Annotated in this window: 28 protein-coding genes; 13 read left to right on the top strand and 15 right to left on the bottom strand. The window is 67.2% G+C overall.

Going from position 1 to position 26,290, the window contains the following annotated elements; all coding sequences use genetic code 11:
• The first annotated feature begins 255 nt into the window (after positions 1 to 255).
• From METFAM1_RS0104525 to METFAM1_RS0104465, 13 genes are all read left to right on the top strand, one after another.
• Entirely contained in the window at positions 256 to 750 is a 495-nt protein-coding gene (locus METFAM1_RS0104525) for a rhodanese-like domain-containing protein (RefSeq protein WP_024300463.1), read from the top strand.
• A 55-nt stretch (positions 751 to 805) separates the two neighbouring features.
• On the top strand, positions 806 to 1,771 hold the full coding sequence (gene epsC, locus METFAM1_RS0104520; RefSeq protein ID WP_019918397.1) for a serine O-acetyltransferase EpsC: 966 nt from the start codon (positions 806 to 808) through the stop codon (positions 1,769 to 1,771).
• Positions 1,768 to 2,061 carry a helix-turn-helix domain-containing protein gene (locus tag METFAM1_RS0104515; RefSeq protein ID WP_024300462.1) on the top strand — a complete coding sequence of 98 codons (294 nt, stop codon included), beginning with the start codon at positions 1,768 to 1,770 and terminating at the stop codon, positions 2,059 to 2,061. The genes epsC and METFAM1_RS0104515 overlap by 4 nt, the downstream gene beginning before the upstream one ends.
• 113 nt (positions 2,062 to 2,174) lie before the next feature.
• Positions 2,175 to 3,104, top strand: a complete 930-nt coding sequence (locus METFAM1_RS0104510; protein ID WP_019918395.1) for a family 2A encapsulin nanocompartment shell protein — start codon at positions 2,175 to 2,177, stop codon at positions 3,102 to 3,104.
• 1 nt (position 3,105) lies between these two features.
• The gene (locus METFAM1_RS0104505) at positions 3,106 to 5,007 is read left to right on the top strand and encodes a family 2A encapsulin nanocompartment cargo protein cysteine desulfurase (protein WP_019918394.1); all 1,902 of its coding nucleotides are present in this window, start codon (positions 3,106 to 3,108) and stop codon (positions 5,005 to 5,007) included.
• Positions 5,008 to 5,159: 152 nt separating this feature from the next.
• Positions 5,160 to 5,510, top strand: coding sequence for a thioredoxin family protein (locus METFAM1_RS0104500; RefSeq protein WP_019918393.1), 351 nt, complete (start codon positions 5,160 to 5,162; stop codon positions 5,508 to 5,510).
• Positions 5,511 to 5,669: 159 nt separating this feature from the next.
• Positions 5,670 to 6,230: a carboxymuconolactone decarboxylase family protein gene (locus METFAM1_RS0104495; protein ID WP_019918392.1), complete on the top strand. Its 561-nt coding sequence runs from the start codon at positions 5,670 to 5,672 to the stop codon at positions 6,228 to 6,230.
• Complete coding sequence (locus METFAM1_RS0104490; RefSeq protein ID WP_019918391.1) at positions 6,227 to 7,324, top strand: acyl-CoA dehydrogenase family protein; 1,098 nt, start codon at positions 6,227 to 6,229, stop codon at positions 7,322 to 7,324. Before METFAM1_RS0104495 ends, METFAM1_RS0104490 begins: the two co-directional genes overlap by 4 nt.
• On the top strand, positions 7,321 to 8,136 hold the full coding sequence (locus METFAM1_RS0104485; RefSeq protein ID WP_019918390.1) for an ABC transporter ATP-binding protein: 816 nt from the start codon (positions 7,321 to 7,323) through the stop codon (positions 8,134 to 8,136). The genes METFAM1_RS0104490 and METFAM1_RS0104485 overlap by 4 nt, the downstream gene beginning before the upstream one ends.
• Positions 8,137 to 8,164: 28 nt before the next feature.
• Positions 8,165 to 9,397 (top strand): ABC transporter substrate-binding protein, encoded by a 1,233-nt coding sequence (locus METFAM1_RS0104480; protein ID WP_019918389.1) that lies wholly within the window; start codon positions 8,165 to 8,167, stop codon positions 9,395 to 9,397.
• On the top strand, positions 9,397 to 10,143 hold the full coding sequence (locus tag METFAM1_RS0104475; RefSeq protein ID WP_020647621.1) for an ABC transporter permease: 747 nt from the start codon (positions 9,397 to 9,399) through the stop codon (positions 10,141 to 10,143). Before METFAM1_RS0104480 ends, METFAM1_RS0104475 begins: the two co-directional genes overlap by 1 nt.
• Before the next feature lie 117 nt (positions 10,144 to 10,260).
• Positions 10,261 to 12,048, top strand: coding sequence for an ABC transporter ATP-binding protein (locus METFAM1_RS0104470; protein WP_019918387.1), 1,788 nt, complete (start codon positions 10,261 to 10,263; stop codon positions 12,046 to 12,048).
• A gap of 120 nt (positions 12,049 to 12,168) precedes the next feature.
• Entirely contained in the window at positions 12,169 to 13,146 is a 978-nt protein-coding gene (locus tag METFAM1_RS0104465) for a PEP-CTERM sorting domain-containing protein (protein ID WP_019918384.1), read from the top strand.
• A 17-nt stretch (positions 13,147 to 13,163) separates the two neighbouring features.
• On the opposite strand, the gene METFAM1_RS0104460 is transcribed toward METFAM1_RS0104465, so the two are convergent.
• From METFAM1_RS0104460 to ssuE, 15 genes are all read right to left on the bottom strand, one after another.
• Positions 13,164 to 14,525: an FAD/NAD(P)-binding protein gene (locus tag METFAM1_RS0104460; protein ID WP_024300460.1), complete on the bottom strand. Its 1,362-nt coding sequence runs from the start codon at positions 14,523 to 14,525 to the stop codon at positions 13,164 to 13,166.
• A gap of 137 nt (positions 14,526 to 14,662) precedes the next feature.
• Positions 14,663 to 14,944 (bottom strand): DUF2325 domain-containing protein, encoded by a 282-nt coding sequence (locus tag METFAM1_RS0104455; RefSeq protein WP_019918382.1) that lies wholly within the window; start codon positions 14,942 to 14,944, stop codon positions 14,663 to 14,665.
• Positions 14,945 to 15,122: 178 nt separating this feature from the next.
• Positions 15,123 to 15,758: a peroxiredoxin gene (locus METFAM1_RS0104450; RefSeq protein WP_019918381.1), complete on the bottom strand. Its 636-nt coding sequence runs from the start codon at positions 15,756 to 15,758 to the stop codon at positions 15,123 to 15,125.
• A 114-nt stretch (positions 15,759 to 15,872) separates the two neighbouring features.
• The gene (locus tag METFAM1_RS0104445; RefSeq protein WP_024300459.1) at positions 15,873 to 16,541 is read right to left on the bottom strand and encodes an RBBP9/YdeN family alpha/beta hydrolase; all 669 of its coding nucleotides are present in this window, start codon (positions 16,539 to 16,541) and stop codon (positions 15,873 to 15,875) included.
• Between the two features lie 19 nt (positions 16,542 to 16,560).
• Positions 16,561 to 16,782 carry a TOBE domain-containing protein gene (locus tag METFAM1_RS0104440; RefSeq protein WP_019918379.1) on the bottom strand — a complete coding sequence of 74 codons (222 nt, stop codon included), beginning with the start codon at positions 16,780 to 16,782 and terminating at the stop codon, positions 16,561 to 16,563.
• An 11-nt stretch (positions 16,783 to 16,793) separates the two neighbouring features.
• Positions 16,794 to 17,618 (bottom strand): ATP-binding cassette domain-containing protein, encoded by an 825-nt coding sequence (locus METFAM1_RS0104435; RefSeq protein ID WP_019918378.1) that lies wholly within the window; start codon positions 17,616 to 17,618, stop codon positions 16,794 to 16,796.
• Positions 17,619 to 17,629: 11 nt separating this feature from the next.
• On the bottom strand, positions 17,630 to 18,433 hold the full coding sequence (gene ssuC / locus METFAM1_RS0104430; RefSeq protein WP_019918377.1) for an aliphatic sulfonate ABC transporter permease SsuC: 804 nt from the start codon (positions 18,431 to 18,433) through the stop codon (positions 17,630 to 17,632).
• A 9-nt stretch (positions 18,434 to 18,442) separates the two neighbouring features.
• Positions 18,443 to 19,672 (bottom strand): acyl-CoA dehydrogenase family protein, encoded by a 1,230-nt coding sequence (locus tag METFAM1_RS0104425; protein WP_019918376.1) that lies wholly within the window; start codon positions 19,670 to 19,672, stop codon positions 18,443 to 18,445.
• A gap of 10 nt (positions 19,673 to 19,682) precedes the next feature.
• A complete protein-coding gene (locus METFAM1_RS0104420; protein ID WP_019918375.1) occupies positions 19,683 to 20,654 on the bottom strand; it encodes an aliphatic sulfonate ABC transporter substrate-binding protein in 972 nt (323 codons plus the stop codon).
• A 37-nt stretch (positions 20,655 to 20,691) separates the two neighbouring features.
• Positions 20,692 to 21,420, bottom strand: a complete 729-nt coding sequence (locus tag METFAM1_RS0104415; RefSeq protein WP_024300458.1) for an ABC transporter ATP-binding protein — start codon at positions 21,418 to 21,420, stop codon at positions 20,692 to 20,694.
• 10 nt (positions 21,421 to 21,430) lie between these two features.
• The gene (locus METFAM1_RS0104410; protein WP_024300457.1) at positions 21,431 to 22,270 is read right to left on the bottom strand and encodes an ABC transporter permease; all 840 of its coding nucleotides are present in this window, start codon (positions 22,268 to 22,270) and stop codon (positions 21,431 to 21,433) included.
• Positions 22,271 to 22,274: 4 nt separating this feature from the next.
• Positions 22,275 to 23,267 (bottom strand): aliphatic sulfonate ABC transporter substrate-binding protein, encoded by a 993-nt coding sequence (locus tag METFAM1_RS0104405; protein ID WP_019918372.1) that lies wholly within the window; start codon positions 23,265 to 23,267, stop codon positions 22,275 to 22,277.
• Between the two features lie 229 nt (positions 23,268 to 23,496).
• A complete protein-coding gene (gene ssuD, locus METFAM1_RS0104400; RefSeq protein ID WP_019918371.1) occupies positions 23,497 to 24,648 on the bottom strand; it encodes an FMNH2-dependent alkanesulfonate monooxygenase in 1,152 nt (383 codons plus the stop codon).
• An 11-nt stretch (positions 24,649 to 24,659) separates the two neighbouring features.
• On the bottom strand, positions 24,660 to 25,640 hold the full coding sequence (locus METFAM1_RS0104395) for a sulfonate ABC transporter substrate-binding protein (protein ID WP_019918370.1): 981 nt from the start codon (positions 25,638 to 25,640) through the stop codon (positions 24,660 to 24,662).
• Between the two features lie 53 nt (positions 25,641 to 25,693).
• Positions 25,694 to 26,287, bottom strand: coding sequence for an NADPH-dependent FMN reductase (ssuE, locus tag METFAM1_RS0104390; protein ID WP_019918369.1), 594 nt, complete (start codon positions 26,285 to 26,287; stop codon positions 25,694 to 25,696).
• Between the last annotated feature and the right edge of the window lie 3 nt (positions 26,288 to 26,290).

Raw genomic sequence — 26,290 nt, 5'->3', positions numbered from 1 at the left:
GCTGAGCTTATGCACATGTGTGACCTGACTGAGCTCGGACCGCCCGCCACCACATGGCGTGGTCGATGCGCTAGCTGATTTTGCGCAAAGCATTTCGTGCATTCGTTCTGAAATTCAATTGGTTTGAGTGCGCCTGTACGACCGATAGATTGGCGTCACCGGGAGCGATGCCATTGCGTCCGCCCCGCTCCGGCCGATGCAGGAACCGCCCGCGAGGCGGCGTATCGCCGGTGTCGCCACGCCGAGGAGGAAGTCATGACTGCTGCAACTGCGGACGCCCTTGCGTCCTCACCCAGTGCGGCGGTGCTTCAAGCACCACCGCTTTCGATTGCCCGCGAGCGAGCCGAGCACGACGCGCTGCTGTACGCCGGCGGCATCACGCCGGACCAGGCCTGGGCACTGGTGTCGGCGGGCGACGCCGTACTGGTGGACGTACGGACCGCAGAGGAGCGCAAGTTTGTTGGTCACGTGCCCGGCAGCATCCATGTCGCCTGGGCGACGGGCACATCGATGACGCGCAATCCGCGCTTCGTCAAGGAACTGGAAGCCAAGGTTGGCAAGGACGCCGTCATCCTGCTGTTGTGTCGCAGCGGCAAGCGTTCGGCTGCCGCTGCCGAGGCCGCGGCGAAAGCCGGCTTCCGTCACGTGTTCAACGTGCTCGAAGGCTTCGAAGGCGAGTTGAACGCAGAGAGCCAGCGTCGCAACAGTGGTGGCTGGGTGGTCAGCGGCCTGCCCTGGCAACAGGATTGACGCATGGCGGTCGCTTTCGCGGCTGCGCTTTCAGAACCCGTATCGGAGATCCCGAATGACACTCAAGAAGGGCGGCCTCACGAGGGCGACCGATTCCGAAGGGTCGTGGCAGCTCGATCGCATCGTGTCCGAGCTGCACGATATCCGCACCCGCTGGCGTGGCGCGCAGCAGCGCACGACAGAGTGCGGCGCGCGCGAATTCCCGTCGCGCGAGGCGCTTCGCGATATCGCTGAGGCGCTGTGCGGTGCGCTGTTCCCGATGCGGCTCGGCCCGTCCGATCTGCATCAGGAAAGCGAGGACTTCTACATCGGCTACACGCTGGACGCCGCGCTCAACGCGCTGCTGCACCAGGTGCGGCTGGAACTGCGTTACGACGCGCGTCGTGCGGCATCTCCGCAGGCTGACGTCGACCTGCTCGCTCGCGCCATTGTTGCCGAGTTCGCACTGTCGCTGCCCGGCCTGCGTGCGCTGCTCGACACCGACGTGCTGGCGGCCTACCAGGGCGACCCGGCCGCGCGCAGCGTGGACGAGGTGCTGCTGTGCTACCCGGGCGTACTCGCCGTCATTCATCACCGCATTGCGCACAAGCTGTACGCGCTGGGCGTGCCGCTGGTTGCACGCATCATTTCTGAGGCCGCGCACTCGAGCACAGGCATCGACATCCACCCTGGGGCGCAGATCGGCGCCGGCTTCTTCATCGATCACGGCACCGGTGTCGTGATCGGTGAAACCGCGGTAATCGGCGAGCGCGTGCGGCTCTACCAGGCGGTCACGCTGGGCGCCAAGCGCTTCCCGGCAGACGAGGCCGGCACGCTGCAGAAAGGGCTGCCGCGTCATCCGGTGGTCGAGGACGACGTGGTCATCTACGCCGGAGCGACCATCCTTGGCCGCGTCACGATAGGACGGGGTTCCACCATAGGCGGCAATGTGTGGCTCACGCGCAGCGTGCCGCCCGGCAGCCAGGTCACGCAGGCCAATTTGCAGAACGTGCCGGTCGCGGCGGAACTGGTCGAGCCATGACAGCCCGGCGCGGAAGGCCGACGCCACCTCTGGCCGAGGCGCTGACGCGGCGCTTCGGCCGTGCGGTGCGGCGGACGCGCGAATTGCGCGGCTGGTCGCAGGAGGTACTGGCAGAGCGCGCCGAACTCAATCGCTCCTACCTCGGCGAGGTCGAGCGCGGCAGCGCGATGCCCTCGCTCGCCACGGTGGTCAAGCTCGCGCTGGCGCTCGAATTGCCGGCCGGCGATCTGCTCGACGGCTGCGAACGCATGGACGAGCTGCCAGCTGCCGTGCAGCACACGATCGCCTGAACGGACGGACGACGAACCGATTGGTGGCTATAGCCGGTTGAACGCTCCATAGAAGAAATAGATATTTGCTTAGCAGTTTTTTGCATAACCCTCCCCCTTGCTAGGAGCCTTTCATGGCCGACACACCCGAACAGCTTGCGCTTGGCGACAACGCCGCCCGCCAGCTTGCCAACGCCACCAAGACCGTCCCGCAGCTATCGACCATCACACCGCGCTGGCTGGTTCATCTGCTGCAGTGGCTGCCGGTCGAGGCGGGCATCTACCGCGTGAACCGCGTCAAGAACCCGCAGGACGTGCGTGTCGCGTGCTCGCAGCGCGACGAAGCGGAACTGCCGCAGATCTTCGTCGACTACGACGAACAGCCGCGCGAGTACTTCCTGAATGCGGTCACCACCGTGCTCGACGTGCACACCCGCGTGTCCGACCTGTACAGCAGTCCGCACGACCAGATCAAGGAGCAGCTGCGTCTGACCATCGAAACGATCAAGGAGCGGCAGGAGAGCGAACTGATCAACAACCCCGAATACGGCCTGCTGGCCAACGTGCACGACGACCAGCGCATTTCGACGCTGACCGGCGCGCCGACACCGGACGATCTGGACGACCTGATCGGCAAGGTGTGGAAGGAGCCCGGCTTCTTCCTGACCCATCCGCTGGCGATCGCCGCTTTCGGCCGCGAATGCACGCGCCGCGGCGTGCCGCCGCCGACTGTTAGCCTGTTCGGTTCGCAGTTCCTGACCTGGCGCGGCCTGCCGCTGATCCCGTCGGACAAGGTGCCGGTCGAGGACGGCAAAACCAAGATCATTCTGCTGCGTACCGGCGAGAAGCGTCAGGGCGTGGTCGGCCTGTTCCAGCCGGGTCTGGCCGGTGAACAGAGTCCGGGCCTGTCGGTCCGTTTCATGGGCATCAACCGCAACGCGATCGCGTCCTACCTGATCTCGCTGTATTGCTCTCTGGCCGTGCTGACCGAAGACGCGCTGGCTGTGCTCGATGACGTGGAGATCGGCAAGTACCATGAGTATCCCGACACCTACAAGCAGTAACGTGAGCGGTCTGAGCTCACCGCTGCCGCCCGGCGCGCCGGACGAGTCGGTGCTGTCGCGCTTGGCCAGCGAGCTGTTCGCCGCGCTGCCCGGGCAGACGCCGCCTTCGTTCGATGCACCGCTGGCTGTTGCGCCGGCGCCGACACCGCAATCGCCAGTGCCGTCGGTCCCGGCCAGCGCGCCGTCGAGCACGGCTGCGGCGGCCGCACCGGTCGCACCGCAGCACGGTCTGTCGCTGGGCGCCTCGTCGCCCAAGCTGGTACCGCACGCGACCGCGCAGAATCATGTGCCCGACGTAGCGGCCGACGCCTACCCGGTCGGCTCGCCGCGCGCGGGCGTTGCACAGGGCGTGCCCGAGGCCTACGCGGCAGCGCTGCCGCCGCTCGGTGGCGCGTCCGCCTTCCCGCAGCCGGGCGGTGCTTCGGCGCCGTCGTCGCCGTACTACTTCCTCGGCGAGGCGAGCGCGCTGCAGTCGGCGCCTGCACAGGTCGATGACCGCGTCAGTGCCCGGTCCTTCGGCCTGCCAGGCGACGACGCGCTGCGCGGGCTGCTGGCCGAGCCCTCACGCGAGGTGCAGCCGGCCGCGCCCTCGGCGCCGGCCTACTACTTCGTCGACAGCCAGGCGGCGCCCACGGTCGGTCACGCCGGCCGGGTGCCGAATGCCGACGCCGGCCGTCATCCGCCTTTCGACGTCAATGCGGTGCGGCGGGACTTTCCGATACTCGCCGAGCGCGTGAATGGCAGGCCGCTGGTGTGGTTCGACAACGCCGCGACAACGCAGAAGCCGCAGGCGGTGATCGACCGGCTGGCCTACTTCTACGCGCACGAGAACTCGAACATCCACCGCGCGGCGCACGAACTGGCCGCCCGGGCGACCGATGCCTACGAGGCGGCGCGGCAGAAGGTGGCGCGCTTCATCGGCGCAGGTTCGGTCGAGGAAATCATCTTCGTGCGCGGCGCGACCGAGGCGATCAATCTGGTGGCCAAGAGCTGGGGTGCGAAGAATATCGGCGCCGGCGACGAAATCATCGTGTCGCACCTGGAACACCACGCCAACATCGTGCCCTGGCAGCAGCTGGCGGCTGAGAAGGGCGCGAAGATCCGCGTGATCCCGGTCGACGACAGCGGTCAGGTGCTGCTCGATGAGTACAAGCGGCTGCTGAACGAGAAGACCAAGCTGGTGGCGGTGACGCAGGTGTCGAACGCGCTGGGCACCGTGGTGCCCGTGCAGGAGATCGTCGAGCTGGCGCATCGTGCCGGCGCGAGAACGCTGGTCGATGGCGCGCAGTCGGTGTCGCACATGCGAGTGAACGTGCGCGCGCTCGATACCGACTTCTTCGTGTTCTCCGGTCACAAGATCTTTGGCCCGACCGGCATAGGCGTGGTCTATGGCAAGCGCAACGTGCTGGAAGACATGCCGCCCTGGCAGGGCGGCGGCAACATGATTCAGGACGTCACCTTCGAACGCACGATCTTCCATCCGCCGCCGGCGCGTTTCGAGGCCGGTACCGGCAACATCGCCGATGCGGTGGGGCTGGGCGCGGCACTCGACTACGTCGACCGCATCGGCATCGAGAACATTGCGCGCTACGAGCATGACCTGCTGGTCTATGCCACGCACGCGATCCGCGACATCCCGGGCGTGCGCCTGATCGGTACCGCGGCCGACAAGGCCAGCGTGCTGTCCTTCGTGCTGAAGGGCTACACGACGGACGAAGTCGGCCAGGCGCTGAACGAGGAAGGCATCGCCGTGCGCACCGGTCACCATTGCGCGCAGCCCATCCTGCGCCGCTTCGGCCTGGAAACTACCGTGCGTCCCTCGCTGGCGTTCTACAACACCTGCGAGGAAGTCGACCGCTTCGCCAACGTTGTCCGGCGGCTGGCGGGGCAACGCAGGGGGTGAACCCGGCAAATCGAACGCACCAGATGGTGGGTGCGTGAATTCACGCACCCACCCAAGTCAGACGGGTTATCGTTCCATGCATGCACGTGCTTCCGGATCCCGGCTCGAGCGTCGTATCGTGCGCGTTTCCGTCCTGACGACCGGATGTAGCAATGAGCCTCACCGTTCTCTGTTTGTGCGCCGAGTGGTGCGGCACCTGCCGCGACTTTCAAACGTCTTTTGATGAAGTAAGCGCGAGGCGTGCCGCCGACAACTGCAGGTGGGTGGATATCGAGGTGCATGACGAGCTACTTGCCCGCCTGGATATCGAGATCGAGAGCCTGCCAACCCTGATCATTCTTGACGACGACGGTGAGGTCCGCTTTGCCGGACCGATCGCGCCCTTCCTCGACGTCGCGATGCGCCTTTGCCGGACCGCAGACGAAGGCGTTCTTCTTGCCGACCCGGACGACGTACTTGTGTCACGGGCGCCTGCTCTTGTCTCGGCGCTCACGGATGGCTGAACCTTCCGTGAGCGATGCTAGGCATGTATCGAGAATTCTGCATGCCCATCTCTTGCAGTTCCAGATGATGCAAAGCTTTGCAGATTAAGTTGGTTGGTTTGGGGCGGTGTGACACTTAGATTCTGCGGATCGCAACAGCCTGCGTTCCGCAGAATCAACATGACCCGCCTCACCCTGCACACCGCCGATACCGCACCCGAAGGAAGCCGTGCCCTCGTCGAGCGCGTGATCGCCAACAACGGCTTCCTGCCCAACCTGATCGCCGCGCTGTCGAACGCGCCGGTCGCGCTCGAAACCTATCTGACGGTGGGCGAGATAAATGGTCGCGCCAGCCTGTCGCTGGCCGAGCGCGAGGTGGTACAGATCATCGCCGCCACCATCCACGGCTGCGACTTCTGCGTGGCCGGCCACAGCGCCATTGCGCTGAAGAAGGCGGGCTTCGACAAGGCGGCGGTGGTCGCGTTGCAGCACGGGCGTCCGGTCGGTGATGCGAGACTCGACGCACTGGCTGCGTTCGCCCGCGAGGTCATTGCCACCCGTGGTGCGGTCCGCGATGCCGCGCTGGCGGAGTTCACCGGCGCCGGTTTTTTGCCCGCGCAGGCGCTCGAAGTCATCCTCGGCATCAGCCTGGCGACGCTGTGCAACTTCGCCAACAATCTGGCGCAGAGCCCGGTCAATCCGCAGCTCGAACCCTTCCGTGCCGGTGTGCTGACGGCATGAGCACGAACACTCACGGACGGCTGCCGGACGGCCTGCGCGACTGGCTGCAGGAACATGCGCCGGCACTGAACGACGGCACCTCCGACGACGAGGCGCTGCTGCCCGCGCTGGCCGCCGCCGGACTGTTCGCCATCGGTGTGCCGCAGTCGATGGGCGGAACCGGTGGCAGCACCGGCGACGCGGTCGAGGCCATCGCTGCGGTGGCCGAGCATTCGCTGACGGCTGCCTTCGTGTTCTGGGGCCATCGCGCCTTCATCGAATACCTGCTCGCCAGCCCGAACGCGGCGCTGCGCGAACGTCGGCTGCCGGCCTTGCTGGCCGGCGAGCACGCCGGCGCGACGGGCCTGTCGAACGCAATGAAATTCCTGTGCGGCATCGAATCGCTGCAGATCGAGTCCAGCCGCACCGGCGACGGCTGGCGTCTGGACGGCAAGCTGCCCTGGGTGACCAATCTGCGCAAGTCGGGTTTCGTGTTCGCGGCGGCGGTGTCGTCGCGCGAAGGCGAACCGCCCTTCATCGTTGCGCTCGACGGTCGCCACGCCGGCGTGTCGCGCACGGCCGATCTCGACCTGATCGCAATGCGCGGCAGCAATACCGCTGCGTTGAACATCGATGGCGCGCTGATCGACGCGTCCGACGTGATCGCGCCGGACGCGCGTGACTGGTTGCCGCGCGTGCGCCCCGGCTTTCTCGGCTTGCAGTGCGGCCTGTCCATCGGCCTGGCGCGCGCCGCACTGGCCGCCGCGCAGGCGCGCTGCAGCAGTGCTCGCGCCACGCTGCAAGACGAACTCGACGCAGTCGGCGACGCGCTGGCCAAGCAGGTGGTGGCGCTGCTCGACGGACTGGCTGCACAGCGCTTCGTCAGCGACGCGGCGGCGCTGTTCCGGCTGCGCATCGCACTGGCCGACACGGTGCAGCGCGCGGTGCAGCTCGAACTTCAGGCGAGCGGCGGTCGCGCCTATCTGGCCGATCCGCAGTTCGGTTTCGCGCGCCGCCTGCAGGAATCGGCTTTCGTGCCGGTCATCACGCCCAGCGTCACCCAACTGCAGGGCGAATTGCTGAAGCGCGCACAGGCGCAGGCGAGGGCGGCGTGAACGCAGCGGTGCCCAAGGCGCTGCTGCGCCAGGAGCCGGCGGCGCTCGCCGCGCCGGTGTCCACGCTGCTGGCACGTGATCTTGCTTACGCCTATGACGGCGGCAGGCCGGTGTTCAGCGGCGTGTCGATCGAGGTCCGGCCGCGCGAGATCGTCTGCCTGCTGGGTGGCAGCGGATGCGGCAAGTCTTCGTTGCTGCGCGTGCTCGCGCGGCTGGAGGTGCCTGCCTCGGGTGACATCCACTTCCTCGGCGAGCCGCTGCGGGCGCCGCATCCGCGCGCCGCACTCGTTTTCCAGCAGCCGGGGCTGCTGCCCTGGCTTGATGCGGCGGGCAATGTCGGCTTCGGCCTCGACTTCGAACATCAACCTCGACTGGCGCGCAGCGAGCGCGCGGCGCGCATCGAGCACGCGCTTTCCGCGGTGGGCCTGGCGGGACACGGACATCGCTATCCGGCACAGCTGTCCGGCGGCATGGCGCAGCGCGTGGCCCTTGCCCGCGCGCTGGCGCGCGAGCCGCAGCTGCTGTTTGCCGACGAACCGTTCTCCGCACTCGACGCCATCACGCGCGCCGAAATGCAGGCGCTGCTGGTGGAGCTGGTGCATCGCTGGCACACCGCGGCGCTGCTGGTTACGCACGACATCGACGAAGCCATCCTGGTGGCCGACCGCATCCTGCTGATGGGCGGAACGCCTGGCCGCATCGTCCGCGAATGGACAGTGGATATCGAGCGCCCTCGTGAGGCGCAGCCTGCGGCCGTGACCGCCTTGCGGCTGGACATCCTGAACGCGCTGCGGGTGCTGCGCGCGCATTGAAACCAAGACCATCAGAAGAGGACATGACATGAACAAGGATGGGAAGCTGCATATCTGCGCTTCGTCCGATTGCGGTTGCGGGCTGACGCGCCGCGACATGCTGAAGCTGGGCGCACTGACGCTGGCCGGCGTGGCGACGCCGCTGCTGCGTGCCGGTGACGCGCGTGCGCAGGCCTTCAAGGGCGACGACCAGCCGGTGAAGATCGGCTACCTGCCGATTACCGATGCGACACCGCTGCTGGTGGCGCACGCTCGAAAGCTGTTCGAGACAGAGGGCCTGAAGACCGAATCGCCACGGCTGTTCCGCAGTTGGGCGCAGATCGTCGAGGCCTTCGTTGCCGGGCAGGTGAACGTGATCCATCTGCTGACACCGGCCGCGCTGTGGGTGCGTTACGGCTCGAAATTTCCGGCGAAGATCGTCGCCTGGAACCATGTGAACGGCTCGGCGCTGACCGTCGACCCGTCGGTCTCGACCGTCTCCGATCTGGGCGGTCGCACGGTTGCCGTGCCCTTCTGGTACTCGATCCACAACGTCCTGTTGCAGCAGGTGCTGCGCGCGAACGGTCTGACGGCGGTGACCAAGGCCAAGGAGGCCCAGCTGGCCGCGAACGAAGTGAACCTGATCGTGCTGCCGCCTGCGGAGATGGTGTCGGCCCTGGCCGGCAAGTCGATCGCCGGTTTCATCGTGGCCGATCCGTTCAATGCGCTGGCCGAAACCAAGGGCGTGGGCAAGGTGCTGCGCTTCTCGGGTGACGTGTGGCAGAACCACGCGTGCTGCGTCACCTTCCTGTCCGAGCGCGACACCAGCGAACGGCCGGAGTGGGCGCAGCGCGTTACCAACGCCATCGTGCGTGCCCAGCTGTGGACGCGCAGCAACCAGCTGGATACCGCCAAGCTGCTGTCGGCGGCAGGCGAGGGCAAGTACACACCGCACGCGCTGCCCGTGCTGTCCAAGGTGCTGGCTGCCACCGATTACGCCAGCTACGAGTCGTCGGGCGTGGTGAAGAACAAGGGCTGGTACCAACGCCGCATCGACTTCCAGCCCTATCCTTTCCCGTCCTATACCGAAGAGCTGGTGCGCGCGGTGAAGCAGACTCGGGTCGAAGGCGACACGAAGTTCCTCGATGCGCTCGATCCGGCCTTCGTCGCGCGCGACCTGGTCGATGACCGTTTCGTGCGCCGGGCCATCGACCTGGTCGGTGGGCCCTCGGTGTTCGGCCTTCCGGCCGACCTGCGGCGCAAGGAAGTCGTGCGGGTGTGATGAGCGCGCGTTTCATCCTCCCGCTCGCCGGCCTGCTGGGCGCGCTGCTGCTGTGGCTGGCCGGCTCGGCCTGGCTGGCGCATGGCATGCCGATCGCGGCCGATTTCGCGCCGGCGCCGTCGGCCGATGCGCTGTGGCAGCTGCTCGGCAGCGGCGAGCTGTGGCCACACGTGCTGGTGAGCCTGAAGCGGGTGGCGGTAGGCCTGCTGCTGGCGATTGCCATCGGTGTGCCGCTGGGTGTGCTGACCGGACTGTCACGCCGTTTCGCCCAGGGCACGACGCCGCTGTTCCAGTTCCTGCGCATGGTGTCGCCGCTGTCCTGGATGCCGCTGGCGGTGATGGTGCTGGGCGTCGGTGACGCGCCGGTGTACTTCCTGCTGGCCTTTGCCGCGGTGTGGCCCATTCTGCTGAATACCGCGTCCGGCGTCGCGCAGCTCGATCCGAACTGGCTGCTGCTGGCGCGCAGCCTGTCGGCCACCCGGCGCGAGACGGTGCTGCGCGTGGTGCTACCCGGCATTACCGCGCACATCCTGACCGGCGTGCGACTGGCGATCGGCATCATCTGGATCGTGCTGGTGCCGGCCGAAATGCTGGGCGTGTCGGCCGGACTGGGCTATTTCATCCTCGACACGCGCGACCGGCTGGCCTACTCGGAACTGATGGCGGTCATCGTGCTGGTCGGTGCGCTCGGTTACGCGCTCGATCACCTGGCGCGCAGCGCGCACGCCCGCTGGCTGCACCGCTGAGCGCAGGCGCCGCTGTGCCGTACACCTGCGGCCGCCCGGAGGGGCGGCCGTCTGTCATGATGGCGGCACGCCGCCGGCAATGATGAGCGGCCTGCCCGAAAACTCCCCGAGCCTGCCATGCATCCGCTTTCCCGCCTGTTCTCGCACGCGCGCAACTACCGCCGCGACGTGCGCATCGCCTCGCTGTATTCCGTCCTCAACAAGTTCTTCGACGTGCTGCCGGAGGTGCTGATCGGCGTCGCCGTCGACGTGGTGGTGAACCAGAAAGCCAGCTTCCTCGCGCGTGTCGGCATCGTCGAGCCGAAGGATCAGCTGGTGCTGCTGGCGCTGATCACGGTGGTCGTGTGGGTCGGCGAATCGCTGTTCCAGTACCTGTACGACGTGCGCTGGCGCGATCTGGCGCAGAACCTGCAGCACGATCTGCGCATGGAGGCCTATCGGCACGTGCAGAAGCTGGACATGGCCTATTTCGAGCGCAACCGCAGCGGCAATCTGCTGGCGGTGCTGAACGAGGACATCAACCAGATGGAGCGCTTCCTGAACGGCGGCGCCAACGACCTGATCCAGGTGTTCGTCGGTTCGCTGATGGTGGGCGGCGTGTTCTTCGTGCTCACCCACGAACTGGCTTTTCTGGCACTCGTCCCGGTGCCGCTCATCCTGTACGGCGCCTTCTGGTTCCAGCGCCGTCTGGCGCCGCGCTACGGCGCGGTACGCGAGGCGGCCGGCGCGCTGGCGGCGCGGCTGAACAACAACATCCAGGGCATCGCCACGGTCAAGGCCTACGCCGCCGAGGAGTACGAGGCCGGCCACATCGAACAGGGGTCGGACGATTACCGCGTGCGCAACGGCGAGGCGATCCGGCTGTCGGCGGCGATCACGCCGGTCATCCGCATGGCCATCCTTGCGGGCTTCACGGTGACGCTGCTGTACGGCGGCTTCATGGCGCTGAACGGCGACATCGGTGTCGGCAGCTATTCAGTGCTGGTGTATCTGACCCAGCGCCTGCTGTGGCCGCTGACGCGGCTGGCCGACCTGACTGACCTCTACCAGCGCTCGATGTCTTCGATCGAGCGGGTGATGAACTTGCTGCAGACGCCGGTGAACATCGCTTATGAAGGGCGTTCGCTGCCGCGTGCCGCGGTGCGCGGCGAACTGGTTTTCGACGAGGTGTCCTTCGCCTACGACGGAACGACCCGACCGGCGCTGGACCGTATCGACCTGCGCATCGAGGCCGGCCACAGTGCCGCCTTCGTCGGCAGCACCGGTGGCGGCAAGAGCACGCTGATCAAGCTGCTGCTGCGCTTCTACGAAGCGCAGCAGGGCAGGGTGCTGCTCGATGGCGTGCCGGTGAATGAACTGAATCTGCAGGACCTGCGGCGCGCCATCGGCTATGTCGCGCAGGACACCTTCCTCGCCGACGCGTCGGTGGCGCAGAACATCGCCTACGGCATGCCGGACGCCACGCGCGAGGCGGTGATCGAGGCGGCGAAGTCGGCCGAGGCGCACGATTTCATCGTTGCACTCCCGCAGGGCTACGACACGCCGGTCGGCGAGCGCGGCCTGCGCCTGTCGGGCGGTCAGCGGCAGCGGCTGGCGCTGGCGCGCGCCATCCTGAAGGACCCGCCGATACTGGTACTCGACGAAGCCACCTCGGCGGTGGACAACGAAACCGAAGCGGCGATACAGCGCTCGCTGGACCGGCTGGTGGTCGGCCGCACGACGCTCATCGTCGCGCACCGGCTGTCTACCGTGCGGCACGCCGACGCCATCCACGTGATCGATGGCGGACGCATTGCCGAATCCGGCACGCACGACCAGCTGCTTGCGCTCGACGGCATCTACGCCTCGCTGTGGCGGCTGCAGACCGGTGAGCGACCTGCGCATTGCGTCCGGTCTCTTCCTTGATCGAAGTCAGGTTCCGCTCGTTACGGCAGGCCTAAAAAAGAAAGAGGCGGCGCGTCGACGCGCCGTCCGCGGCAGCTCCGCATGCGGGCTGCCGACTCTTCCTTGCCGACGGAGCCTGTCATGCCATCCATACTACTTTCCGCGTTCCGCACGTCCTTCGGTCGCACACTGTCGCGCGCCGGTGTCGCTCTGCTGTTGAGTGGCGCCGGTCTGAGCGGCGCTGCGCAGGCAGCGCCGGACGACACCTTCCGCAGCTGGAGCTATGTGAGTCTGCCGGGTGGCGGTCTGCTGTCGGACGGCCAGCCGTGGAACGGGGACACGTCGCTGTGGAGCGGCGCCAGTTCGGCCTGGCTCGATAACGACAATCACGCGCGCTCGCAGATCGGTTTCGAGGACGGCCAGCTTGCCGCGAAGATCGAAGTCAGCGCCCGGACGCCGGTCAATGGTCATGTCTATTCGGAGCTGTTTTACCGCGACGAGGGCTTCGTCTGCGATGCTGATTCCTGTGGAACAGCCGTGCCGCTGCCGGTGTCGTTCGCGGTGAATCTGCACCAGGACGGGCAGTTCACCGCGGGCAGCGCCAATTTCAGCGTGTCCTACGCACTGTGGTCGGCGGGCGCCTTCCACAGTTTCCACTTCGCGGTGCAACAGGGCGAGGGGCCGCTCGAACCCTACGGCTGGTTCTCCACCGAGAACCTGACGACCGGGCAGTCGACGCTTGAACCGCTGATGATTGCCGGGTCGTCGGGCCAGCCGGTGTTCAATCCCTTGTTCAACCTGGTGTGGGAAGACGATGACCAGGACGGCGTGTACAACTTCGCCTATGACCTCAGTTTCACGGCCGCCACCCAGGGCGTGGACCTGAGGGAGGATCTGTTCATGTCCGCCTACGTCTACGGTACGGATGACGGCCAGTTCTTCGACTCATTCAATTCCTTCAGCGCCACCTGGACGCCGGAGGCCGGTGCCGCGCTCTATGGCAGCGGTGGCCGCGCGGTCGTCGGGCCGGTGCCGGAACCGGGTGTGTGGGCGCTGATGGCGGCAGGACTGGGAATCGTGGCTTCCCTCGGCCGCGTGCGTCGCCGCGAAGTCGACTGACCGATCGCGTCTGACGCTCAGCCGCCAGCGGCGAGCAGGCTGTCCACTGCCACCGCGGCGTGCTTGCGCAACTCGGGTATCGCGGTGGCTTCCCAGAACTGGGCACGCAGCAGTGGCCCCACGTAGTACAGGCCATCTACGCTGCGGCCGCGCGCGTCGATGGCCCGACAGCGGGCGTCGACCATGAGGCCGAGCTTGAGCGGATCCTGCGTCATCAGACCGCTTTCCAGCAGACGGTGCAACAGCGGTGCGCGCTGGGCGTCGATGCGGTGACCCGGGCCGGTGCAGTTGACGATGCGGTCGAACTGCTGCGCCTGCGGACCGCGGCGGGCGTCATCCCAGCGTACGGTCACGCCGCCCTGATCAGCCGCGGCAGCGCGCAACCGTCCGGCGGCGACGGTGAGGCGACCGTCCTGCAGCAGCGCGTTCATCGCGTTGAAGGGCTCAGGAGCGGTGCGGTGTCGCAGCACCTCCCAGTGCGGCCGTACATGGCGCACGAAGCGCCGCTTCTCGCGCTCGTCCAGGCTCTGCCACAGCGCTGGCGTCAGGGCGCGCAGCGAGCCGATCACGTCGCGCCAGTCGACGCAGGCACGCTCGGCTTGGGCAACCGCTGCGCGCACCAGGCGGGTCAGCACACGCGCGCTGCGCGCCTGCAGCAGCGCTTCGCGGTCGAGCGGGATGGTTGCCGGCGGCGCGTCCTGGGCACGGTGAGAGCGCGGCAGCAGACCACGACGCGACAGGGCGGTGATCGGACCGCGGTGGCCGCGCCGTGCGAGATCGACCACGACATCGAGCATGGTCAGACCGCTGCCGAGTATCAGCACGCGCTCGTCGGGGCCGATGTGCTCGACGGCTCCCGACCACGGGTCGTTGATGTAGGCCGCGCCCAGCGCATCCAGACCGGGCAGTGGCGCGACCGGACTCAGGTGCCCCATGGCGAGGATGACGGCATCGGCGTCCAGCGTCGTATCGCCAGACAAGTGCAGGCGGAAGCCGCCTGCGAGACGCCGCTCGATGGCATCGACCCGCGCGGTGCGGATGTCGAGGCGGCCCGGATGGGCGTCGGCGGCCTGGCGCAGACGCTGCTCCAGGTACTCGCCATACAGCATCCGCGGCACGAAGGCGCTGGCGCGATAGCGATGTCCTGTCTCGTCGAGGTAGCGGACGAAGTCACCTTCCTGCGCCGGGTCCATGCCGAGGCGGCCGGCCGGCACGTTGAGCAGGTGCAGCGGCGAACGGGTGCCGTAGGCCAGACCGCGGGCAACCGGGCCGGAAGCGTTGATCAGGCTGACCTGCCAGCCGTCGCCGCAGCGGGCGAGGAACTGACAAGCGCAGGCCGTGCCGCTGAAGCCGGCACCGATGATGACAAGCGTGCGCACGCGGAAACCTTTCACCAGGAAGGCCGAAGCAGACGGGTGCTCCGGCGTACCCGGCGACTATAGCGTCCGCCGCCTTGCGTTTCCGTGACGCGGAACCGCGGCGCAGGCTGCGGCCGTGATGCAGTTCCCGACTGGGCTCAGGCCGCCAGCCGTGACAGTGCGTTGCGTATCTGCGACCGGCTGCGCGCGCTGTAGACGACCGGCAGTCCGTGCTGGCTGGCAAGCCTCCGTACGCGCGCGGCCATGCCGTGATTGACGTGGTCGATCAGCAGCACGATGCCGCGCAGGTCGCGCGGAAGCGGCTGGTGGTGGTCGGCGGCGCGGCGGCCGCTCCAGTGATGCAGGCGGTCGACGCCGGCTTCGCGCGCCGAGTCGGCGAACTGATTGGGGTGGTCACCGCCGACGACAAGGATGGCCATCTGATGCACTCCGGATTGCGATGGCTCGACCTTACGGGCGGCTCGCAGCCGGGGGAACTGAATTGTTCTGCGCTGCTTCTTCTGCACAGCTTTGCCGCAGGATGCATATGCGTGAAGCGGCCGTGGACGAAAAAAAGGCCCGGCTGCTGCCGGGCCTTGTCGTTGTCGCAGCCGTCGCTTACTTCGGTTGCGGCGTCAGGCGCAGATAGGGACGCACCGCCTTGTAACCCGCGGGGAAGCGGCGCGCGATCTCGTCCGGATCCTGCAGCGAGGGCACGATGACCACATCGTCGCCATGCTTCCAGTTGCCCGGGGTGGCTACCGAGTGCTTGTCGGTCAGCTGCAGCGAATCGATCACGCGCAGCACTTCGTCGAAGTTGCGGCCGGTGCTCGCCGGGTAGGTGATGATGAGGCGCACCTTCTTGTTCGGATCGATGATGAACAGCGAGCGCACGGTCAGCGTGGCATTCGCGTTCGGATGGATCATGTCGTACAGCTCGCTCACCTTGCGGTCGCCGTCGGCGATGATGGGGAAATTCACCGTGGTGTTCTGGGTGTCGTTGATGTCGGCGATCCAGCGCGTGTGCGATTCCACCGGGTCGACCGACAGCGCGATGGCCTTGACGCCGCGCTTGTCGAATTCACCCTTGAGCTTGGCGGTGAGGCCCAGTTCGGTGGTGCACACGGGCGTGAAGTCCGCCGGATGCGAGAACAGCACACCCCAGCTGTTTCCGAGCCATTCATGGAAACGGATGCGGCCGGCGCTGGAATCCTGTTCGAAGTCGGGGGCGATGTCGCCCAGTCTGAGAGTCATGATGTGGTCCTTTCATTCAAGAAGTGCAGGGTCTGCTGGCGTCGGGTGTCGGTTGCCGTCGTCGGAGGACGGCGCACTTCAATGCTAGCCCGAATGCTTCGGCGTGCAGCGGCATCAAAGCGTCGCCCGCGACTGGCGTCGAAGCTTTGCCAGCCAGCCGTGCCGGCGCGGGGCCGGTTCGTTTCCTTCCGCGAAACTGCCCAGCGGAAGGTCACGTTGTGCATGATGCATCAGTCGGAACAGGCGCAGGCATTGCGGCCAGGCGCCCTGATGAACGGTCGGGTCGATATTGCCCAGCGCGCTGGTCAGCAGCAGTCGGCTGCCCCACCTCTCGGCCCACTGGCTGGCGGTGACCAGACGCATGTCCGGATCGTCGGCGTTGGCGATCACCAGCGAGGTGAAACCCAATGTCGTCTGCGGCAGCAGTCCGGAGATCGAGGGCTTGCGGGGTATCGTCTCTTCACCCTCGATCAGCGGACCGTCGGCACCGTAGCGTTCGGGGTCGGCGGGTGTCACCAGCAGCGCGCCGGCGACGCGATCGGTCCGGTCGGACGCGGCCATGATGGCGGCGAGGCAACCGAAGCCATGCGCGATGAGCCAGACCGGGCCGGCCGAGCGGGCGATCGCCTGCTTCACGCGGCCCGTTCTGTGTGCCAGCACCGGCGAACTCCACTCGTCGTGCGGCACGCGCCGCGCCTGCGGCAGCTCGCTTTCGAGCCATGACAACCAGTGTCCCGACGGCATGCCCTGAAGTCCGGGAACGATGAGGACGGTGGATGTCATGGCGTTGCGCTGTCCTCGATCAACTGCCGATGCGGGCGATCGAAACCTCGGTCGACTTCACCAGCGCGACCACTTCGACGCCCGGCTTCAGGCCCAGTTCGTCGACCGAGCGGGTGGTGATGACCGAGGTGACGATGCCGGCCGGCGTGTCGACATCGACCTCGCTGACCACGTCGCCGCGGACGATCTCCTTCACTTTGCCCTTGAACTGATTGCGTACATTGATTGCGGTGATGGCCATGGTGCTTCCTTTCAGATTGCGAACGAAATATGGGCGATGCCCGGTGTCCAGGCGTCGGACGACGCCGGTGAGGATTCGATGGGCGGCGCACTGAGCACGCGCGAAAGGATGCGTGCCTCGTAGGCCGAAAAGCCGTTGCTGGCGCGCTCGCGCGGCCGGGCGAGGCGGACGTCGAGGTCGAGCGCAATCGCGCCGTCCTCGATCAGCAGCACGCGGTCGGCCAGCGCCACGGCCTCCTGCACGTCGTGCGTGACCAGGATGGCGGTAAAGCCCTGTTCCAGCCACAGCGACTCGATCAGTTGCTGCATCTCGATACGGGTGAGCGCGTCGAGCGCGCCCAGCGGTTCGTCCAGCAGCAGCAGGCGCGGCGAGTGCACCAGTGCGCGGGACAGCGCGATGCGCTGGCGCTGGCCGCCGGAGAGCTGGGACGGCCAGTCGCGTTCGCGGTCGGCCAGGCCGACACGCGCCAGCACCTCGCGGGCACGGCGGCGGAAGGCTGGTGTGAGGCCCAGTGACACGTTGTCGAGCACGCGCTTCCACGGCAGCAGGCGCGCTTCCTGGAACATGATGCGCACGTCGTCGGCGCTGCCGTCTATCGACAGTTCGCCCTCGCTGGCCTGGTCGAGGCCGGCCAGCAGGCGCAGCAGTGTGCTCTTGCCGCAGCCACTGCGGCCAACGATGGCGACGAATTCGCCCGGACGGATGTCGAGGTCTATGCCGTGCAGCACCTGGCGGTCGCCGAAGGCCTTGCCGATGCCGCGCAGCGTGACGGCCGCGCCGTTGATCACGCGTTCGGCGGCGCTGACTTCGCTGTTCTCTTCCGGTGAGAAGTACATGGTCGGGCTCCTCACCGGGTGTGGTAGTTCGGGTGCCATGACAGCCACACGCGTTCCAGCGAGCGGGCAAGTAGATCGGCGAGCTTGCCGAGCAGCGCGTACAGCAGGATGCCGACCAGCACCACGTCGGTCATCAGGAACTCGCGCGCATTCATCGTCATGTAGCCGATGCCTTCCTGCGCCGAAATGGTTTCCGCGACGATCAGGATGACCCACATGAATCCGAGCGAAAAACGCACGCCGACGAGGATGGACGGCAGCGCGCCCGGCAGGATGATGTCGCGGTAGAGCGCCCAGCCGCGCAGACCGTAGGAGCGGCCCATCTCGATCAGGCCGGCGTCGACAGAACGGATGCCGTGGAAGGTGTTGATGTAGACCGGGAAGAACACGCCCAGCGACACCAGGAAGAGCTTGGCCGTCTCGTCGATGCCGAACCACAGGATGACCAGCGGGATCAGCGCCAGCGGCGGAATGTTGCGGATCATCTGCACGGTGGTGTCGAGCAGGGTTTCGACCCGTTTCCACGAACCGGTGGCGAGGCCGAGCAGCAGGCCGAGGCCACCGCCCACCGCGAAGCCGGAGAGCGCGCGCTGCGCGCTCACCAGCACGTGGCGCCACAGTTCGCCGCTGACCGCCAGCGTCCAGAAGGCTTTCAGCACGTCGAGCGGCGCCGGCAGCACGCGGCTGGACAGCCAGCCGGTCTGGGCGGCGATCTGCCAAAGCACGACCAGTGTGACCGGCAGGCTCCACGGCAGCAGTTTCTGCCGTAGGCGCGAGGCCAGCGACGCAATGGGAGAGGTATTTCGGGTACTCATGTCGTGTCGTCAGGAATAGATGGAAGGTTCGGGCACGGTGTCGTCGAGCACCCAGCGGCCGATGTCCTGCAGCTTGTAGTCGAGGTTGTCGTGCAGCGTGTGCACGCGCACGTTGCGCCAGTACCGGTCGTGGCCGTACCGGGCGGCGGTGGCGCGTGCGCCCATCAGCTCGAAGATGCGCGACGTCACATCGAGCGCGGCGCGGCCGGCGGCGATCTTGGCCTGCCAGATCAGCAGGGCGACCTCGCCGCGTTCGCGCGCGCTCAGTGCGTCACCACGTTCCCATGCCTGCTGCAGCGCCTGCTCGGCCTGGACGGCCAGCGCCAGCGCGCCACGGTAGCCGATCCACAGTTCGGCGAAGCGCACCTGACCGTAGGGGTCGTCGGCGGCGCGCGCCACGCCGCTGGAGAACCAGGGGCGCGCCTCGTGCTGCACATAGTTCCACGCGGCGCGTAGCGCGCCCTGCGTGTTGCCGAGATAGATCTCGGTCAGGATGAGCTGCGACACCAGCGTGCGCAGCGTCGCTCGTGGCGTGCCGCGGGTGCCCGGCGGGCCGAGGATTTCGTCCGTCTCGACGCGCACGTTTTCGAAGGTGACGCTGCCGCTGTCGGTCTGGCGCTGGCCGAGGTTGTCCCAGTCGTCATGCACGGTGATGCCGGCACGATCGGCTGGCAGGCTGATGAACACGCGGTCGGCCGGATCGTCGCCGCGCGGCGCGGTCACGTTCAGCATGTCGGCGCCGGTGGCACCGGAGCAGAAGGACTTCACGCCGTTGAGCACGAAGTGGTCACCTTCCGGCGTGAGCCGGATGCGTGTGTCCAGACCGTTGGTGGCATTGCCCCAGAACCAGCCTTTCGCCACCGTATCGCCGAGCAGGCGGGCCTGCTGCGCCGGGTTGGCGAACAGCCGCACACTGGCGACCTGCAGGTGCTGGAAGCCGAACAGGTGGGCGAGCGAACTGTCGGCTTCGGCGAAGCGGCGGACGATGGCGTAGATCTGCGGCCAGGGCAGTTCGGCGCCGCCGAACTCCGCTGGTACCGCGAGCGTCAGCAGGCCGCTGTCACGCAGCAGCTGGCGTTCCGCCCAGGCGGTGCCGCCGGCGCGGTCGCGCTCGGCGGCGGTGGCTTCGAGCCCGCGCGCTGTCCGTTCGACCGCTTCGGTGTGAGCACCGAAGTCTCGGTCGAACAGGTGGTCGGCCTCGCTGCGTTCTAGCTGGCGGGTGGTGTCCGGAGCATTCATCGATGTCGCCTCAGAGCGCAGGTTTCCAGACCGGCACCGCGGTGGCATTCACCTTGCGCGGCAGCAGGCCCTCGCGGGTGAAGGTGTCGGCGATGGCCTGCTGTTCCTGCAGCCGCTCCGGCTGCACCAGGCGCACGTCGTAGCTGCGACGGCCGTTGGCCTGTTCGACCGTGGCTTCATCCAGACCCCACACAGGTGCCAGCAGCGCGGCCGCATCCTTCGGACTCTGCTTCACCCACTTGCCGGTTTCGGTGAGCGCGTCGTGGATCACCTTGATCACGTCCGGCCGTGCCTGCGCGAAGGGTGTGGAGGCGAGGTAGTAGCGCTGGTACTGGGCGAGGTTCGTGCCGTCGGCCAGCACGCGCACCTTGGCCTGGCGCTGCACGGCCGACAGGAAGGGGTCCCACACCACCCAGGCGTCGACGCTGTCGCGCTCGAAGGCGGCGCGGCCGTCGGCCGGCGCGAGGTAGGCGGGCTGAATGTCCTTGAAGCTCAGTCCGTTCTTCTCCAGCGCGGCGATCAGCAGGTAGTGCACGCCGGCGGCCTTGGCGAAGGCGACGCGTTTGCCCTTCAGATCAGCCACGCTGCGGATCGGCGAATCGGCCTTGACCACGATGGCCTGGGCGGTGGGCGAGGGCGCCTCCTGCGCGACATAGGTCAGGTTGGCGCCTGCGGCCAGTGCGAACACCGGCACGGTGTCGGCGACGTCGGCCGACACGTCGACACTGCCGACGTTCAGCGCCTCGAGCAGCGGCAGGCCGCTGGCGAATTCGTGCCAGCTCACCTTGACGCCCAGCGGCGCGAGCTTCTGCTCCAGCGTGCTGCGGGTCTTCAGTACGGTGATCAATGTCGATGACTTCTGGTAGCCGATGCGTACCGTGGTCGGCTTGTCCTGTGCGGCGGCGCTGCCGAGCGCGAGCGCCGGCAGCAGGGCGGTGAATGCCTTCAAGGCGCTGCGGCGAAGGGTGAAACGTCTGCTCATGGCGAAGTCCTCTTTCTGTGTGTGGGTGCGGCTCACGTCAGACGACGTGAGCACCTTCGAGAATTTCGAGAATCGTGTTGCGGGCATCGGCCAGCGCCGGCGAACGGCGATGACGTGGTCGTTGTTCCGTGATCGTCACTTCGTCCAGCGCGCGGCCGTTGCCCATCACCACGACACGGTCGGACAGCCAGGCTGCCTCGTCGACGTCATGGGTGACCAGCAGCAGCGTCGTGCCGTGTTCGCGGGCGATGGCCAGCAGCAGTTCCTGCAGCTTCATCCGCGTGAAGGCATCGACTGCGCTGAAGGGCTCGTCGAGCAACAGCAGGCGCGGTCGGTTGAACAGACCGCGGGCGATCGCCACACGCTGCGCCATGCCGCCGGACAGCGCTTTCGGCAGCGCGTCGGTCACCTGTGCAAGGCCTACTTCCTCCAGCAGCGTGAATACGTGCGGATCACTTGCGCGCCGGGCGTCGGCGTCGAAGCCGACGTTCTGCGCAACCGTGAGCCAGGGCAGCAGCCGCGGCTCCTGGAAGATGAAACCGATGTCGCGGTGGATGCCGTGCTGCACCTGGCCGTCCAGCCGCACCTGTCCATCGTGTTCGCGGTCCAGGCCGGCGACGATGCGCAGCAGGGTGCTCTTGCCGCATCCGCTCGCGCCAACCAGGCTGACGATTTCGCCGGCTTCCAGTTCGAGCGAGAAGTTGTCCAGCACGAGTCGGTCGGTAAAGCGCTTGGCGCGCACATGCACATCGAGCAATGAAGTCATCGCGCGCGCCTCAGGCCAGCCGGGTTTCGAGGGCATCGCGCCAGACCAGCGCGCGCTTCTCGAGTGATTTGAGAACGCTGTCCGACACCTTGCCGAGCACGGCCAGCAGCAGGATGGCGGCGAGCACGATGTCCGGTCGGGAGGTTTCGCGGCCATCCGTCAGCAGATAGCCCAGGCCGCGGGTGGCGGCGATCAGTTCGGCCGCGACCAGGAACATCCAGGCCAGACTCAGACCAACGCGCAGGCCGGTGTAGAGGCTGGGCAGCGACGCCGGCAGCAGGATGCGGCGGACAAGCGCGCTGCGGCTCAGGCCATAGACCTCGCCCAGTTCGACCAGCTTGCGGTCGACATTGCGCAGACCCGACAGCAGGTTCAGATAGACCGGGAAGAAGGCGCCGATCGCGATCAGCGTGATCTTGGGCGTTTCGTCTATGCCCAGCCACAGCAGCAGCAGCGGTACCCAGGCCAGGCTAGGCACGGCGCGCAGCGCCTGGAAGGTCGGGTCGAGCAGCGCTTCGACACGGCGGTCCAGTCCGACCACCACGGCGGCGATCACCGCCAACGAGGCGCCAATCGCGAAGCCGCCTGCCACGCGGGCAATGCTCACGCCGATATGCGAGGCAAGCCCGCTGCCCAGGTCGAACAGCGTGCGCACGATTTCGCTCGGCGCAGGGAACAGGTGGGCGGCCAGCACGCTGCTGCGCACCAGCACTTCGAAGGCGAGCAGCGCGAGCGCGGGCAACACCCAGCCCAGCGCAGGGTGGGGACGCCCGGCGCGACCGACGGGGATGCCCGGCCGCGCGGACGACACCGTCGCCTGGAGGGAGGAGGTGCGGGCAGCGGTGTTCATGGCATCAGTCCTTGGCCGCGACCACGGCGGCGGCGTGGCTCGGGTCGATCAGTTCGGTCACCACCTTGGCGATATCGGTGCCTTTGCGCACCAGTTCTTCCTCGACCAGGATGGGCGCGGCTGCGCGCAGTGCGTCGTGGTGCTCTCGGCCGATGCGCGGGTTGGAAAAATCGGTGCGTTTCAGTTGCGCCTGGGCCACGGCCAGGTTCAGCTTCGCTTCCTCGGCCAGCAGCTTCGCGGCCTCGTCCGGATTGGCGATCACCCAGCGGCGGGCGCGCTCGTAGGCGGCAATCACCGTCTTCACCTGCTGCGGGTGCGTCTTGAGGAACTTCTCCGACACGTTCAGGAAGCCGTAGGTGTTGAAGTTCACGTTGCGGTAGATGAGTTTGGAGCCGGCTTCCAGTTCGCTTGCGGCGAGGTGCGGATCGAGGCCCGCCCAGGCATCGACACGCTTCTGTTCAAGTGCGACGCGGCCGTCCGGATGCTGCAGGTGGACGATCTCGACGTCGTTGCGCGACAGACCTGCCTCCTGCAGCGAGCGCAGCAGGAACAGATAGGGGTCGGTGCCCTTCGTGGCGGCGACGCGCTTGCCCTTCAGCTCGGCCACCGATCTGATGGTCGAATCCTTCGGTACGGCGAGTGCGGTCCACTCCGGTCGCGAATACACATAGACCGAACGGATCGGGTTGCCGTTGGCGCGGCTCAGCACGGCGGCCAGGCCGGCGGTGCTGCCGAAGTCGATGGCTCCGCTGTTGAGGAATTCCAGTGCGCGATTGCTGCCCTGGCTCAGCGTCCATTTCACCTCGATGCCGGCCGGCTTTACGGCCTCTTCCAGCCAGCCGAAGCGCTTCAATACCAGGCTGGTCGGCGAGTAGTAGGCGTAGTCGAGGCGGATTTCCTTCGGCGCGTCGCTGGCGGCGAAGCCGGTCAGTGGCAGCGTGGCGGCGAGCAGGCTTGTAATCAGCAGGCGGCGATTGCGGGAATGCGTGGTGCTCATGGTTTTCCTTTTGTGCGGTCCGGAGGGGGGGCGCGCTGTGTCGCGCGTCTGAAGGTCATCCTAGGGGTGGGGGATGCGCACTCAAACCAATTAAATCTGCGCTGCATTTGCGCATGCACGCTGCGGAGCTTTGCCGTTCGAGTGATAAGCGGATCGGCGCCGGGGGCAAGGAAAAAGGCCATCGCCCCGGTGTGGGACGATGGCCTTCAGGGTGGGGTCGAGCGGTCGGTCAGCTCGCCGATGCAGCCGGCACGTAATGGTTGGCGACGATCTCGCCGAAGGGGCCGGACAGGCTGAAGCCGGGCAGGCCCTGCTGCTGTGCGCGCGGCAGGTGAGGGAACACCTGCTCGGCAAAGTTGTAGGCCTCTTCGAGATGCGGGTAACCGGACAGAATGAAGGTTTCGATGCCGAGCTCGGCGTATTCCTTCATCCGTGCGGCAATCGTCGGGCCGTCGCCGACCAGTGCGGTGCCGGCACCGCCGCGCACCAGGCCGACTCCGGCCCACAGATTGGGGCTGACCTCGAGCTTGTCGCGCCGACCGCCGTGCAGCGCGGCCATGCGACGCTGCCCTTCGGAATCCATCTGCGCGAACTTCTTCTGCGCAGCAGCGATGGTGGCGTCATCGAGATGGCGGATCAGGTCGTCCGCCGCCTGCCACGCCCGATCCGTGGTTTCACGGGCGATCACGTGCAGGCGGATGCCGAAGCGCAGCGTGCGGCCGTGGGCAGCCGCGCGGCGGCGCATGTCGGCGATCTTCTCGGCCACCGCGGCCGGCGGTTCGCCCCACGTCAGGTAGACATCGACCTGTTCGGCCGCCAGTTCGTGCGCGGCGGGTGACGAGCCGCCGAACCACAGCGGCGGATGCGGGCGCTGTACCGTCGGGTAGAGCTGCTTGCCGCCCTTGACCGACAGGTGCTTGCCCTCGAAGTCGATGGCCTCGCCGGTGTGTGCGCTCGCCAGGATGCCGCGCCAGATGCGCAGGAACTCGTCGGTGATTTCGTAGCGCTCGTCGTGTGTATTGAAGATGCCGTCGCCATCCAGCTCGGTCGGATCGCCGCCGGTCACCACATTGATCAGCAGGCGGCCGCCGGACAGGCGGTCGAAGGTGGCGGCCATGCGTGCGGCGGCCGACGGCGCGGTCAGGCCCGGGCGCAGCGCCACCAGGAATTTCAGGCGCTGGGTGAAGCCGATCAGCGCCGATGCGGTGACCCATGCGTCCTCGCAGGAGCGGCCGGTGGGCAGCAGCACGCCGTCGTAACCCAGCGTGTCGGCGGCGATCGCCACCTGCTTCATGTAGTCGAGGCTGACCTGGCGTCCGCCCTCGGCGGTGCCCAGATAGCGGCTGTCGCCGTGGGTGGGGATGAACCAGAACACATTCATGATGCGGACCTTCAGCGGTTGGCAAGTACCGAGGCCTGGCGGACCTCGATGCGTTTCGGAATCAGCTTCAGTTCGAAGAAGGTGTCGGCGAGCTTCTGCTGTTCGGCGAGGATGGCGTCGGTCACCGGCTTCGCGTTGAACTGGTAGCGTCGCAGTGCCAGTTCGACCACCTCGGGCGCCAGCCCCTGTTCCGGCGCGATGCGGGTGGCGGCCTCCTTGATGTTGGCCTTCAGCCAGACCGCATTGCTGTTGATCTCGTCGAACAGCGCGTCGAGCACCTTGCCATTGGCTTTCGCATAGTCGCGGGCGGCAAGGTAGTAGAAGAAGTTGTTCACGACGCCGCTGCCGTCGGCCAGCACGCGGGCGCCGATCTGCTTCTCGGTGGCCGCGAGGAAGGGGTCCCAGATCGCCCACGCATCGACTGCGCCACGCTCGAATGCCGCACGGGCATCGGCCGGCGGCAGGAACACCACCTGGATGTCGGTGTATTTCAGGCCGTGCTTCTCGAGCAGCTTGACCAGCAGGTAATGCACGTTCGAGCCCTTGTTCAGCGCGACGCGCTTGCCCTTCAGTTCGGCCACTGAACGGATCGTCGAATCCTTCGGCACGACGATGGCTTCGGCCTCCGGCGAAGCGGGGTCATAGCCCGCGTAGATGAAGTTGGCGCCGGCCGCCTGGGCGAAGATCGGCGGTGCCTCGCCGACCGCGCCGACGTCGACGGCGCCGACGTTGAGGCCTTCGAGCAGTTGCGGACCGGCCGGAAACTCGACCCATTTCACCTCGACGCCGAGCGGCGCCAGACGCTTCTCAAGCGAGCCCTGGGCCTTGAGCAGCGTGAGCAGGCTGGCCGATTTCTGGTAGCCGATGCGCAGTGTCTGCGCTGCCGCGGCGTGGGGGGCGACGAGGGCGGCCGATGCGGCGAGCACGCCGCCGGTCAGCCAGGCGAGCGCCGTGCGGCGCGAAATGGACGACAGGGATGAGAAGGAGGGCATCGATGGATTCCTTTGCGTGGGTCAGGCAGAGACGGGTCGGCAGTGCGTCGGGCTCAGACGCTGCAGCGGACCTGATCGAAGGGCACCGGATCGACCGCGGGTTCCGGGCGGCGAGCCAGCAGCGCGCGATACTCGTAGATCAGCCGATCAGTCGCCTGAGCGAGCCGGTCGATGATTTCGGCCGACAGCACATAGTCCCCGGTGTCCGACTTGCCCACCGTGGCGTCGGTGGCATGCACACCGGGCAGCACCAGCGAAGGCGACATCGACTGCAGCACCGGGCGAAGCGCGTAATCGAGCGCCAGTGCGTGGTGCGGGCTGCCAGCGGTTGCCAGCGGCAGCACCACCTTGCCCTCGAGTCCGTTCTGCGGCAGCAGGTCGAGGAAGCTCTTGAGCAGTCCGCTGTAGGCTGCCTTGTAGACCGGTGTCGCAATGACGATGGCGGCGGCGCCGGCCACGCGATCGCTGGCGATCCGGATCTGCGGGTCGCCGAATTTCGCGTTGAGCAACGCCTGGGCCGGCAGGTCGGTGAGCTTCAGGCGGCTGTTGTCGATGCCGCGGCGCTGGATCTCCGCCGCGACGAACCCCGACAACGCGGCCGAGCGCGAAGGCTCGACCGGGCTGCCCTGAATGAACAGGATGGACATTGC

The sequence above is a fragment of the Methyloversatilis discipulorum genome, from assembly GCF_000527135.1.
Taxonomy (GTDB): domain Bacteria; phylum Pseudomonadota; class Gammaproteobacteria; order Burkholderiales; family Rhodocyclaceae; genus Methyloversatilis; species Methyloversatilis discipulorum.
The sequence above is the reverse complement of the archived record's forward strand: the minus strand, read 5'-3'. Positions and strand labels throughout refer to the sequence as shown.